Raw genomic sequence first — 13,615 nt, 5'->3', positions numbered from 1 at the left:
GTTATAGAAATGTCTTCAAAAAATATGATTGAAGCCAAAAATTTAACAAAACACTTTGAGAGGAAGATAGCCTTATCTTCCCTTTCTTTTACCATAAAACAAGGTGAATTAGTGGCCTTGATTGGACCAAGCGGAGCGGGTAAAACCACTCTGCTTAATTCTATTATTGGGCTTGTGCCAATTTCAGAGGGGGACCTTCTAATCGATGGGCAGCCCCTTATTGGTTATAAAAAAGGAAAAGTCTTAGCAAAAAAAGTTGGCGTTATTCGCCAGCAATTTGATTTAATTGGACCGCTTGCTGTAATTCATAATGTCCTTGCTGGAAAACTTGCTGAATGGGGTACCTTAAAATCACTTTTCTCTTTATTGGTTCCTCATGAGAAAGAGCTAGCGATGAAAGCGTTGGAACGTGTTGGACTTCATGAAAAAGCTTATGAAATTACCTCCCATTTATCAGGAGGTGAGCAGCAGCGTGTAGCCATGGCAAGGTTAATGGTTCAAAATCCGGAAATTATTTTAGCTGACGAGCCAGTTGCTTCTCTAGATCCCGCAAGAGCTGATGATATTTTAACCATGCTAACGAAATTAATAACCGAGGAAAAGCAAACCTTAATAACCAGTCTCCACTCCGTTGAATATGCGAGAAAGTATTTTACAAGGATCATTGCAATGAAAAACGGTGAGATATTCTTTGACTTACCGACGGCGCAAGTAACGGATGACCTTCTTGCTGAATTATACCAAATCAAAAGCGGTGGTATGGTATGAAATTAGCCCGCTTTTTTCGATTGCATAATCGCTTTTTACTCTCACTTCTCTTGATTGCTATTTTTGTATGGAGTCTCTTTTCTATTAAATGGAATGCGGATTTATTTCACTCCGGCGGAATTCCAACTCTGATACAAATATTTGAAGGCCTTTTTCATCCTGACCTCTCCCCTGATGTTCTCCTTCTGGGTCTGGAATCTTCATGGATTACATTAGCGTATGCCGTTGCTGGGATGTCGCTCGCCCTCCTTTATGCTTTTGTGGTTGGGATCCTTGCTTCAGGAGTATTGACTTCCTCAAAAATCTCTAAATTGGTGTCAAAAGTGTTTTTTAGAGGGATTTTAGGGTTTACTCGTTCCATACATGAACTCATTTGGGCATGGCTTTTTGTTGCGGCAGTTGGACTTTCCCCTTTCGCAGCAATATTTGCTCTCGCGATTCCCTATGGTGGAATTTTGGGCCGGATTTTTGCGGATATGCTTAATGATGTATCTGAAGAACCGATTAAAGCATTAATAACATCAGGAGCATCTAAGAGGCAAACACTTATTTATGGCTACCTCCCTTTAGTTTGGGCAGATATGATCAGTTACACCATGTATCGATTTGAATGTGCCATCCGTTCTTCGGCAATCATGAGCTTTATTGGTCTTGGAGGGTTAGGTTATCAAATTCAACTATCTTTACAGGATTTAAAATATGACCGGGTTTGGGCGTTTGTATTTTTTCTCATCGGACTTGTTATCTTTGTGGATTTATGGAGCAATTATGTCCGCCGGACCTTAACCGAGAGAAAGAAACAGCGTGGTTTTAGCTCTGGATGGAGATCTGTCTTTTTTACGCTAGTACTGATTATTGGCTCATGGGTTTATATTAATATCGGTGACAATGCCCAATTTTTTGAGCTCTTTTCGGATAGAAATATCGAAGCCGCGAAAAGGTTTTTCGGCGGACTAATAGGGATTGGCATTGACCACCCTGCCTTCCTCGATACTAAAAGCTGGTCAGATGCATTGAAACTCACGCTAGAAACGCTGGAAATGAGTATTATGGCGATTGGATTCGCAACAGTAACAGCTTTCTTAACGGTGATTCCTGCGGCACGCAACATCGCTAATGGAAAGTTAACTGGAATGAAAAAATGGTATAATTGGCCATTATTTGCTTTTGTACGACTTGCTTATATTTTTTCTAGGGCCGTTCCTGAACTAGTTTGGGCCATGATGATTATCTTTATTTTTAAACCGGGTCTTTTACCAGGAGCCATTGCTCTTGCTCTGCATAACTTCGGAATATTGGGTAAGCTGTGGGCTGAAGTAATTGAAGACATGGATTCGCGTCCCATTCGGAATTTGGCCACAGCAGGGGCCTCCAAAATGGAGTCTTTCTTTTATGGGATCCTGCCAATGGTTTTACCTAGATTTCTTACTTATATTCTTTATCGCTGGGAAGTCATCATGAGAACAACCATAGTGGTTGGATTTGTTGGAGCTGGTGGTTTGGGTATGGACTTTAAGCTCGCCATGAGTTATTTCAATTACACACAAATTACCTTGCTGCTCCTATGTTATATGATTCTTGTTCTGATTGCAGATTTTGCTTCTGAAAGTACAAGAAAAGTAGTTAAATAAGACAAAACACATCTTCGCGTTAAGATGTGTTTTTTTTTTCGCTGCATACGATTTCCAAGCAAGGAAATAATGGGATATAAATGCTTGTTTTAAAACATCTATTTCCTTTATCCTTAATTAGGGGGGTGAGAATGATGGAAACAAAGAAGGCTTTACCTATCTTGTTTCTTGTTATGTTTTTAGTAATGGTTGGTTTTGGAATCATTATTCCGGTTTTACCTTTTTATGCAAAGGAAATTGGTGCAAGTCCAACCGAACTCGGCTTGTTAATGTCCGTATACTCACTTATGCAGCTGATTTTCGCTCCGATTTGGGGGCAAGTATCAGACCGGATCGGGAGAAAGCCAGTGATGATGCTCGGTATTGCCGGTCTTGCTCTCTCCTTTTTTATTCAGGCCATCTCCACTCAATTATGGATGTTGTTTGTGGCAAGAATCATAGGAGGAATTTTATCTTCAGCCAATATGCCTACCGCTATGGCTTATGTGGCTGACATTACCACGGAGGAAAACCGAGGAAAAGGGATGGGGATTGTAGGAGCGGCAACAGGACTTGGCTTTGTTTTTGGTCCGGCAATAGGTGGGATTTTTTCGAAAATTAGCTTAAATATGCCCTTTTATCTGGCAAGTGGGTCTTCTTTTATTACGTTAATCCTTGTATTCATTTTATTGAAGGAATCAAAACAAAAAGGAAGCGAAACGGTTCAAAAAAGACCACCTTTCTGGAAAGCGCTTAATGGTGCCACCTCTATCCTGTTTTTCGTGCAGTTTTTAATTTCTCTCTCGCTGTCTGGTCTTGAAGCAACGTTTGCTTATTTTGCAGCTAAAAAAGCCGGTTTAGATTCAATCCAGCTAGGGATTATTTTTATGATAATGGGCTTCGGCAGTGCCCTGGTTCAAGGTGGGTTGGTTGGCAGATTAACAAAAAAATATGGTGAGAATTCCGTTATTCAAGGCGGTATGATCGTCTCGGCCATTGGGTTTGGATTAATTTTGCTTGTACATAGTTTTACAACGGCTGCGATCTTTTTAACCATTTTTGGTTTAGGGAATGGTGTAATCCGTCCAAGTGTCTCGTCTTTACTGACAAAGACTTCTTCAGCTGGTCATGGGCACTCAACTGGCTTATTATCTTCGTTTGATTCATTAGGCAGGATTATTGGCCCGACACTGGGGGGTTGGTTATATTCGATAACCATAGGCCTTCCTTATATTTCTGGTGCTGTTATAACGATTGCCGCTTTTGTTTTATTTCTTCTCTTCCGTCCTCAGGTAAATCTTGTTAAACTATCCAATCGCTAATTTTAAGGCATATGTTTCTTGGACATGCATAAAATGGGTTTGAGGATTCTGGTAGAAATGAGGAGCATGGACATGAAAAGAAAAACCTATTTCAGTGTTTTTTTCGTTGTGATTCTCTTAGGCTTTTCGGCTTATCTTGATTCACCCTACTCATTCTTAAATAAAGACTATGCCTATTCGAACGAGCAACCTGTTCAAGCACTGCCAGCTGCGGTGGAACCATCAACGGATGTACCGGATACCGAAGAGAGACTCGTCAAACGAGAAAAGAAAGATGGTTTTATCCTAGAAACGTACGAGGAATATGAAGTTTTCAAAGATAAAGACGGTCATATTTTAAAAAGTGAACCAACTGGACAAACGGATACCCTTAAGTATTGGGACTATAGCAAAAGTAAAGGAATAAGTAAAGACCGCTAGATGATAGCGGTCTTTACTTATTAGTCCTTGTACATTTCATTTTGTAGGATAATAACATTTTCGTTATAGGTATGGGCAATGTGTTTGGTGTTTTCAACTAACCTATAAATATTATCACAACATTGTTTGGCCCCATTTACTAACAACGGTACACCAATAAAATCTATCTTCAAACCTCTCGAAAAAAATCCCCCAAGAGACATAGTCAATGGAACGGTTGGTGAGGTATTAGAGAAAATAATTTTTTCTTTAAAATGAAATTTTTCTTGCAGCATTAAAGCCATTTCTTTCAATGCAGGTACTACAAGTTTATCCCTTTTCCGTCCAATCGTATAAACTAAGTTCCCCTCTTCATCTTTACCATGATATATTAGCCTTCCGAATTGTTCTTTTGTCAGCTTATTAAAATAGTTTATATTCAATATTTCGTCTGTAGTCAGTTTTCTTTCAGATTGAGGTAATTGTTTTAAATGATAGGCTGCTGCCATAGAAGTAGTATGTGTACCGCCGTAATCATTATAAATGTATATCATGGGAGATCATCCTTAAATAATTATATACAGTTATTATAGGCTTTTATTTCCTTTTTATACTGAGGTAAAAAAAGATCCCCTTATTAAGGCGATCCTTTTAAAAAATTTACTTTTTCTTACCGGGGGTTACTTTTTGAGCTTTATTGATCGCAGCTTTTGCTTTTGCATCTTGTGAGACTTGTTGTCCATGATTCGTTGTCGCTGTAGTTGTTGGCGAGGTTGTCGATGCAGTCGTTGTAGTTGTCTTCGTGCTGGTGGCACCTGTAGTAGTTGGTTTCGTACTTTGTGTCATAGGTGCAGTTGTTTTCTGATTTTGCGTGGTTGTAGCTACGGATGCTGTCGGTTTACTTGAAGATGATGTAACAATTACAGTTGTGGTATTCTTTTGAATTTGAGTCGCAGTGTTTTTACTCTTTGCTTGTTGCGTAACTGGCTTATTTAGTACCGTGGTTTTCACGGTGTTTGTTTCTGTTACAGGTTTTTGTTCTACTACTGTATTTTTTGCAGTAGTTATTTCATCTGCTGTTTTTGATGATTGATTTATATTTTTTTCTGTTGAGTCGATCTGAACAGCTGTTTTTTGTTCATCGGAAATAGGCAGATTATTTGGTTGAGTTAGTTGTTTAATAGATTGATCAGCTAACAAATTGTTGGTGAGAGAAAACGTAACGGAACCTACCAATACCATGGTTAGGGCTCCAATGGCTCTTTTGTTCATATTTTTCCCCTTTTGTCTTTTTATTCAGGATTGTAATACAAATTTCGCCAAATCCTTAATTGTTTATGGGGGTATACTTCTAGTTTTTTTGTGTTAATAAAGTGTATAAAAACCAAGAATTGACACAAGTACCATTAAGTAATGAAAAAAACATTTCAACCTACCCCCAAAATCCATTAATGACTACCTAACCTTTTGTTGGTAGTCTTTTTTTGTCGAAAAAACTTAGAAAATGTAACCTTTAAATTAGGGATAAACTTATATTCTAAAATTTAACAATACATCACAACGCCACACATATAAGGAGGAATATTGTGCATCGAATTTTTAGGTGGGTTGTTCGATCCTTTTTTGCACCTGTCACTGGTAATAGAGGTGCCATTGCGAGTTCACTAGGATTTTTCCTGGCCTTTTTGCCCATATATAGTGTTAGAATTCCATTATTACTTGTTCTTTCACTTTTGTTCCGTCTTAATCTAATCGCCATATTCCTTGGAATGTTAATCACTCTTTTTATTCCTAACATTCGAGATTTACCTTTAGTTCATTTACCTTTATTAGAAGGATATAATTTAACACCAGTCTTGGGTGGATTCATTGGGCTAGTATGTTATTTTATCTTTCATTGGTTTTACAATTTAGGGCTTAAAAAAATGGATCGTAATCAAGATCATGTTTTTCTTGATCCTGCTAAAAGACGCTGGTCGATTTTTAAACGTATGACTGCAGGCTTTACTCTATTAATTGTATTAGTATCATTTATTTTTATTGAAAGTCTAAACACTGATCCAGTGTTTCCTAGCCTTCAATTAAATAACAGCAAAGCAACGAGCAGGATTGAACCAATTAATCAAAGTTTCACTGAGGAACAGCTTGCATCACAGCTGCAAAAAACGTATCCATCCCCTCTTATTCAAAAAAATGAGGGTCTAGAAAACAAAATAACTAGTAAACAAGAAGTCTACGGTTTTTACGTCAATTGGGATGAGAACAGTAAAACTTCTTTTAAAAATAATATTAATTCTATTACAACCCTAGTGCCGGAGTGGCTGCAGCTTACTACTGACCTAACCTTTAATGCCAGCACAGATCCGTCTATTATTAAAGAGGCAAAAGCGCACCAAATCAAAATCCTCCCAGTTGTTAATAACTTTATTAATAATAAATGGGATGCAGAAACTCTTCATCGGTTGTTTACTACTCCCGGTGCAGAAGATTCTTTTATTAAAAATATGCTGACTTATGTGAGAACAAATGACTTTGCAGGTATCAATATAGACTTTGAGAATATCAATCCAAATGATAAAGCGAATTTAACTAAATTTATAAATAAAGTTTCAAAGCAATTTCATCAACATGGTCTCTTGGTTTCGATTGATGTCCCGCCAAATAACACCACTTTTGATTATACTTCTTTAGCAAAAGATGTAGACCGGATGTTTGTCATGTTATATGACCAGCATAATTCCTTGAGTAAACCTGGACCAGTCGCACCTTTAGATTGGGTCAAAGAGAGCCTAAAGCAGCTCAATATTCCTTCTGAAAAATTAATTGTGAGTTTGGGAAGTTATGGTTATGACTGGGAAGAAAACGGCAAGGAAGCTGCTAAAACGGTTACCTTCGGAGATATTATGAATCTCGGAATAGGTACCAATCTCAAAATCCAGTGGAATAAACAAGTAGGCAACCCTTATTTGCGATATAAAATAAACGGAAAAAACCACATTGTTTGGTTTTTAGATGCTGCAACATTTTATAATCAAATGAAGACTGCCATAGCTAGTGGTTCAAGAGGAATCGCGGTCTGGCGTCTAGGTTCTGAAGACCCTTCTATTTGGAAGTATATGAATAAACCAAAGGCAATGGATCAACCATCTAATGCCCTTAAAACGATCATAAGTCCGGATCCTGTTCACTATTCAGGTGCAGGTGAAATTTTAACAGTTGTATCTCAATCAGAAAAAGGTAAAAGGGCCATTCAAATGGATTCACAAGGCCTGATTCAAAATGAATCCTATAGTAAATTACCTAAGCCCTTTGAAGTGGTTCGTTATGGAAAACCAAAAAAGAAAGAAATCGTCCTTACTTTTGACGATGGACCGGATTCTATCTATACCCCGCAAATATTGGACATTTTGGACAAGTATCATATAAAAGGATCTTTCTTTATTGTTGGAGAGAATGCCGTTCAGCATCCAAGTTTAATTAAAAGAATGATTAATGAGGGTCATGAAGTCGGCAGCCATACCTTTACCCATCCTGATGTGGCATCTACCGCACCATGGCAAACAAAACTGGAGTTAAATGCTAATCAAAGGTTATTTGAAGAAATTACTGGACGTTCCATGACCCTTTTCCGTCCGCCGTATGTGGCCGATGCGGAACCGAGCACAAAAAGCGAACTGCTTCCTATCATGCGTGCACAAGATATGGGATATACCATGGTAGGTGAATTAATTGACACGGACGACTGGCAAAGACCTTCTAGTAATCAAATTGTAAAGCGGGTATTAGAACAGCTGCCAAAGGGAAATGTGATTTTGTTCCACGATTCAGGAGGTGACCGTTCTAACACGGTAAAGGCTTTGCCGATCATAATAAAAGAACTTAAGAAGCGTGGCTATACCTTTACAACCATTGGCAATCTGGTTGGAAAAACAAATGGACAAATAATGCCTTCTGCCAAGCAGGACAACCCTTATTTGGTCTATGATAAAGCTATTTTTAAGCTCATGCAGGGTTGGAGTTATGGATTAACCATCCTTTTCTACTCAGCAATTATCCTAGGAATCTTGCGTCTTTTGATCTTTATCTTCCTTTCTAGAAAACAGGTAAAAGAGTATAAAGAGACTGTGATTGACCCTGCGTTTACACCTTTTGTTAGTGTTGTGATTGCTGCCTATAACGAGGAAAAAGTAATTTGCAAAACGGTTGATTCTATTCTTTCCAGTGACTATCCTTCTTTTGAAGTACTGGTTATTGACGATGGTTCAAAGGACGATACGGCTATGGTTGTTCAAAACACTTATGAAAAACATCCCTTCGTTCGATTAATTAAAAAAGCAAATGGCGGAAAGTCTTCCGCAGTGAATCTTGGTTTTAAAGAAGCAAAAGGAAAAATCGTTGTTGCTCTTGATGCTGATACACTCATTGCGGAGAATGCCATCTCTTTGCTAGTTAACCATTTTAGAAATAATAAGGTGGCTGCAGTTTCTGGAAATGTGAAAGTCGGCAATAAGGGGAACCTCCTTACAAACTGGCAGCATATCGAATATGTGACAGGCTTTAACCTTGAAAGAAGAGCTTTCGCCGCTCTCAATTGCATTACAGTGGTACCGGGTGCAATTGGTGCATGGAGAAAGACAGATGTAGAAGAAGCAGGATACTTTCAAGAGGATACACTGGCGGAGGATACCGATATTACTCTCACTCTTTTACGCCAAGGAAAAAAGATTGAATTTGAGGAAAAAGCTTTCGCCTTTACAGAAGTGCCTGAAGATATAAAAAGTCTGTCAAAACAGAGGTACCGATGGGTTTATGGTACATTACAATGCTTATGGAAACATCGAGAGGCCTTATTTAATAAAAAACATAACTCATTGGGTTTTGTGGGTCTTCCAAACATGTGGATCTTCCAGTATATCTATCAAACAATATCGCCTATTGCAGACCTATTGTTTATTATTGCCCTATTTAACGGGCATCCGGGAAAAGCAGTAATTGGCTTTATCCTATTTTACCTGCTTGATTTCGTTACTTCCCTTTATGCGTTTCGGTTGGAGAAGGAAAGCCCTAAACCACTGGTTTCCTTGTTTTTACAACGGATCTTGTATAAGCAGCTTATGACGTATGTGGTGATCAAATCTATTTTCTCTGCAATAAAAGGAGTAACCGTTGGTTGGAATAAATTAAAACGAAAAGGAAATGTAACACAGGAAACCTATATGGTGAATGTTAAGGAAAATATGTAAAGGAATGTACGAAAAAAGGTCTTTCCCATTTGGGAAGACCTTTTTCCTTTATACTCTATTAAAAGATACGTCTATTAATCACTGTGCATTGTCTTGCACCTCTGCGGATTAAACGACGTGCCTCAGCTACAGAGATTGTGACAAGAACAGCATCATCTGTATTGTTCTCTACATCAAACAAAGCAAATGCCTCACCATTTAAAATCAATACACATACGAAAGTCACATCTAAATTATCAGATGTTGGAATTTGATTTGTTACTTGGCAACGCATCGCTCCTGCATTTAATAAAGCATTAGCTTCTCTTCTGGAGATACGTATGAACACATATTCCTCGATATCAACATTTCCTGCTTCTGCTTCAATTTCCGCTACTAAAAAAAAGCCATTTCTTCTGGTTTGAAGAATACAATGAGCTCCAAGAGAAATTGGATCTTCAGGATTCATAATGATCACCCCCTATTTGTATTAGATTCGAATACTAAAGGGATGGTGTGGACAAGTATAATAGGATATTGTTTAAGAGGGAATAAATTTTTTTAAAAATAAAAAAAGCAGCAATAAAACTAATTGCTGCTCCTTCTGTATTAAATGTATAAAGAAAACATCATTCCTATATATAATACTACAATAAAGCATAGCCCCATAAATACACCTAATAATGGTTTTACTTTTTTAAAACTTATCAAAATCATGATTAAAAAATGAATGGAAATCACAATCAGCAATACTGATTGGAAATTCGTAAGGAAATGAGTATTCAAAGTAGTGGTGATGTTTTTTCCTAATAACCACTCAACCCATCTGGATGGACCTTCGGATTTAAGCGTAAATTCAATTTCATGTGGTGGTGATAATGTACCCATGACAGCAGTTATATAAAAAATAATGAATAAAAAAATACTTTCTCCCCTTATCCAAGGAAGGGGATTAAAAGAGTGTATAAGGATGGTTTTCCTTACCAAAATACCATTGATAATAGCGAAAACTAAAACCGGTAAAATACTAATATGCTTAAGCAACAGCATCTGCCCATATGGCAATACCCATGCCTTTACATAATCCTTAGGTTCTACCATAAAAACCATAAGAATAAAGCCGCTTATGAATATGATGATTAGGCTGACTAATGCCAACGGTGTAAACCAACGTAAAAATTTTCCCCAATCGGTGTTCTCTTTTGATAACCAAGCAACATGTATTAAGATACCTGTCCATAATGTAACTAAAAGAAAATGAAGGCTGTGTGAAATCAAGCCAGTCCAAAAAGAAAGTGACGCCACATGGCTTGAATACCCTACACCTAATATCATTAATAATATTAATAATGCCTGTAAATATTTTGAGGCATTTAATTGAAGTGCCATCCATAAGAATGTAGCCAAAAATCCAATGAAAATCCAAGCCTTTCCCACTTGGAAATCTATGAATACAGTCCGAATAGCTAAACCTAGACCTACACCATCTTTAAAATAGTAAATGGTTTGTAGAATTGGACCCAACGTAAAAATAATGATTCCGAGTGTCGATAGCAACAAAAACGGTTTTGCAATCTTGCTTTTTGGCTTTCTGTCTTCAGGGACAAATTGCAAAGCAATATGTCCTACTAAAATAGAGTATAAAAAATAATTTCCAAACTCAAAAAAAGGTATGACATATCCCATGACTAACGCTTCCTTCTAAATAATAGAAACGCTCCGATAAGTAAAATGATCACAATCGCCAGGGTGATCACCGTTTTAAGACTTGAAGATTGAGATTGTTCATTGCTGGATTGTTTTGGTTTTGGTGTCTCTTTTTTTGATTCTTCTTGTTTGGATTTCGTTTCAGACTGCTTGGTAGTAGTATTTGGTGCAGCGGCTATTTTATTAACTTGAAATAAAATTTCACCAGATAAAGGATGGCCATCTTCACCAGCAATGTTCCATTGAACAGTATAGTCACCGTTTTCTAATGGGGAGGAAAGTGTTCCAATTAACTGATTCTCTTTTGGTGTAACGCTGACAAAAGAGATTTCTTGTCCTTCTTTTAGTAATTTCATTGTACTTAACGATTCAATTTTCCCTTCATATGTAAGAACGATTTCTTTTAAATCTTCCTTAACAATTGTACCGTTTGCTGGATTAGAACCGGTTAGTTCCGTATGAGCACTTACGATTGTCGGAATGAACAATAATGTGCAGATTAATAGAAATAATAGTTTTTTCATTTTTTCTCTCCTAAATTCTATCTTATATTTTTAAACCAAATCCCCTTACTCACTACATTGTAGTGTAATAATAGGCAAATGAAAACATTTCTCAGCGATTAAATTTACAAAAGTTTGCTCGACGCAAAACACCGAATCATGACAAGATTCGGTGTTTTATAAAAACTATTTAGTAGTCTCTTTTAATTCTGATAAAGCATCAGTAAGTTTATTATTTAATCCAGCTAATGCCTCTTTATCAAGAGTTTCCGCTTCTGAACCAGCAATAGTTGGGTCAAGATAGGTTTCAATTTTTTCATACAGTTCCTTGTTATCTTTTTTTACATCGTCTTCAAATGAGGACCATTGATCCTCTAATTTAGGTCCAACCTCTTTTACCTTTGCTTGGTCCCCACTATCAATTGCCTTTGATAACTGTTCCGTCGTGTCTAGCATCGTATTTACTCCATCACTCACCTTACTATCCGTTGAACCACATCCAGCAAGTAATAAAGTACCCCCAAGACCGATTGATAAAACAAAAGATGTAATTTTTTTCATGTCTATTTCCCGCTTTCTTTATAAGTTATTGTTAGCTGTAATAAGTTTTTTATTTTTAATATTTTTATATAAAATAATAATAATTGCTGCGAAAACCAAAGCGATTTGTGGAATTGTACTTTCCCATGAAGGGTATAGTGCAAAAAATCCTATACTTGGAATAGCTTCTGCGTTAGAAGTTGGGATTAAACCAGCTAACTGCAGGCTGTGAATCCCCATTCCAGTAAACTTAATGCAGAGATAGAATACAATAATACTTGAAACCATAAAAAACGGACGCAGTGGCAGTTTCAAGCCAACAAAAACCATTAAATAAGCAAGTACTCCCAGAATGGCTGCTCCAATTAGAAAACCGAATAATAAAGATTGAAGTTTTATTTGACTGGCCATACCAATATAAAACAAAACAGTTTCTGTTCCTTCGCGGAATACGGCAAGGAACGCAAGTATTCCTAGGGATACAAGTTTGCCAGTAGTTAATGCGGTTTGACTTTTTTCCCGGATATACCTGTTCCAATCAGCGATATTAGACTGACTATGAAGCCAATAGCTCATATATAATAACATGACAGCAGCAAATACCCCTGTCCAGCCACCTATAAGGGCATTATTATTTCCAAAAGCTCCAGAGGAAATGACAAACTTTACAATCACGGCAAGGATGATACTTACCCCTAGTCCTGCTAATACACCAGTCCAAATCCAACCTCGTCCTCTGGACTCTCCGGATTTTTTTACAAAGGACATTAAAGCAATCACAACTAGCAGTGCTTCTAATCCTTCACGAATTAAAATCATAGCCGCATCCCACATAGTGTACTCTGATTTAGCAGCAAGGGGAGTCAGGTATTTAACCATATTATCAATCGTTTTATCTGCCTGTTGATAATTTGGAGGATTGTTACTCAGCATGGCTTGAACAGCAACCAAATCTCTTTCGGAATCACTATATACAGAAGCAGATTGTGCAACTACTGTTCCTTCAACACTCAACCAGCTGTCGCTTGCTTCCTTAATACCCTCAAGGGCTTCTTGTCGATTATTTTCTTTAATCTCTTTTTTCGTTTTTTGAAGAATTAAGATAAAATCATCCAAGGATATATCTTTTTCCTTAAATCCCTCTTCCTTTGGATATCCTCCATTAATAAATTTTTCATTTACGGTCTTTAATCCTTGTAAGGACTGGATTACTTGCTCCGGCTTATTTACGGTAAAGGCATAGACCACTTTACCCATATTTGACTCGATGTCACGATAAGCAGTTGCTGAATCAGCCTTTATTCCTTCTTCAATTTCACGCCAAGTTTTATTAAATAGATCATATTGTTTCTGAGCTTCAGAAAGATTCCCATTTGAAGCAGCGTTTAATGCTTGATCTATAGCTGTCTCGGCAGTTTTTAATTCTGTACTGGAACTTTCAGCAGCGAAGACAGGCTTATGTATGATCAATCCTATGATTAATAGAATGATAGAAACTTTTAAAAGCAGCTGTTTACCCATGTGATCCCCCTGTTGTACCTATT

General features: G+C 37.3%; 12 protein-coding genes. 5 read left to right on the top strand and 7 right to left on the bottom strand.

From position 1 onward, the window contains the following. The first annotated feature begins 9 nt into the window (after window positions 1-9). From CVD27_RS01170 to CVD27_RS01155, 4 genes are all read left to right on the top strand, one after another. On the top strand, window positions 10-768 hold the full coding sequence (locus tag CVD27_RS01170; protein WP_101646068.1) for a phosphonate ABC transporter ATP-binding protein: 759 nt from the start codon (window positions 10-12) through the stop codon (window positions 766-768). Then, complete coding sequence (locus tag CVD27_RS01165) at window positions 765-2,399, top strand: PhnE/PtxC family ABC transporter permease (RefSeq protein WP_101646067.1); 1,635 nt, start codon at window positions 765-767, stop codon at window positions 2,397-2,399. The genes CVD27_RS01170 and CVD27_RS01165 overlap by 4 nt, the downstream gene beginning before the upstream one ends. A 134-nt stretch (window positions 2,400-2,533) precedes the next feature. After that, a complete protein-coding gene (locus tag CVD27_RS01160; RefSeq protein ID WP_374703026.1) occupies window positions 2,534-3,700 on the top strand; it encodes an MFS transporter in 1,167 nt (388 codons plus the stop codon). A 72-nt stretch (window positions 3,701-3,772) separates the two neighbouring features. Next, window positions 3,773-4,120 carry a hypothetical protein gene (locus tag CVD27_RS01155; RefSeq protein WP_101646065.1) on the top strand — a complete coding sequence of 116 codons (348 nt, stop codon included), beginning with the start codon at window positions 3,773-3,775 and terminating at the stop codon, window positions 4,118-4,120. Between the two features lie 20 nt (window positions 4,121-4,140). On the opposite strand, the gene CVD27_RS01150 is transcribed toward CVD27_RS01155, so the two are convergent. Next, window positions 4,141-4,653, bottom strand: coding sequence for a DUF3189 family protein (locus CVD27_RS01150; RefSeq protein WP_101646064.1), 513 nt, complete (start codon window positions 4,651-4,653; stop codon window positions 4,141-4,143). Between the two features lie 106 nt (window positions 4,654-4,759). Continuing rightward, entirely contained in the window at window positions 4,760-5,371 is a 612-nt protein-coding gene (locus CVD27_RS27840; RefSeq protein ID WP_180960112.1) for a hypothetical protein, read from the bottom strand. Between the two features lie 653 nt (window positions 5,372-6,024). On the opposite strand from CVD27_RS27840, the gene CVD27_RS01140 reads away from it, so the two are divergent. Continuing rightward, the gene (locus CVD27_RS01140) at window positions 6,025-9,342 is read left to right on the top strand and encodes a polysaccharide deacetylase family protein (RefSeq protein WP_374703030.1); all 3,318 of its coding nucleotides are present in this window, start codon (window positions 6,025-6,027) and stop codon (window positions 9,340-9,342) included. 58 nt (window positions 9,343-9,400) lie between these two features. Here the strand turns inward: CVD27_RS01140 and CVD27_RS01135 are convergent, their stop codons facing one another. The 5 genes from CVD27_RS01135 to CVD27_RS01115 all read right to left on the bottom strand — a co-directional run bounded on the left by CVD27_RS01135 (window position 9,401) and on the right by CVD27_RS01115 (window position 13,592). Next, window positions 9,401-9,790, bottom strand: a complete 390-nt coding sequence (locus CVD27_RS01135) for a hypothetical protein (RefSeq protein WP_101646062.1) — start codon at window positions 9,788-9,790, stop codon at window positions 9,401-9,403. Window positions 9,791-9,930: 140 nt separating this feature from the next. Beyond that, complete coding sequence (locus CVD27_RS01130) at window positions 9,931-11,007, bottom strand: copper resistance D family protein (RefSeq protein ID WP_101646061.1); 1,077 nt, start codon at window positions 11,005-11,007, stop codon at window positions 9,931-9,933. Between the two features lie 2 nt (window positions 11,008-11,009). Beyond that, window positions 11,010-11,552, bottom strand: coding sequence for a copper resistance CopC family protein (locus CVD27_RS01125; protein WP_101646060.1), 543 nt, complete (start codon window positions 11,550-11,552; stop codon window positions 11,010-11,012). Window positions 11,553-11,717: 165 nt separating this feature from the next. Continuing rightward, window positions 11,718-12,092, bottom strand: a complete 375-nt coding sequence (locus tag CVD27_RS01120) for a hypothetical protein (protein WP_101646059.1) — start codon at window positions 12,090-12,092, stop codon at window positions 11,718-11,720. 18 nt (window positions 12,093-12,110) lie between these two features. Continuing rightward, complete coding sequence (locus CVD27_RS01115) at window positions 12,111-13,592, bottom strand: FTR1 family iron permease (RefSeq protein WP_101646058.1); 1,482 nt, start codon at window positions 13,590-13,592, stop codon at window positions 12,111-12,113. Window positions 13,593-13,615 lie beyond the last annotated feature (23 nt).

The sequence above is a fragment of the Neobacillus cucumis genome (assembly GCF_002860255.1).
Classification (GTDB): Bacteria; Bacillota; Bacilli; order Bacillales; family Cytobacillaceae; genus Neobacillus; species Neobacillus cucumis_A.
The sequence above is the reverse complement of the archived record's forward strand: the minus strand, read 5'-3'. Positions and strand labels throughout refer to the sequence as shown.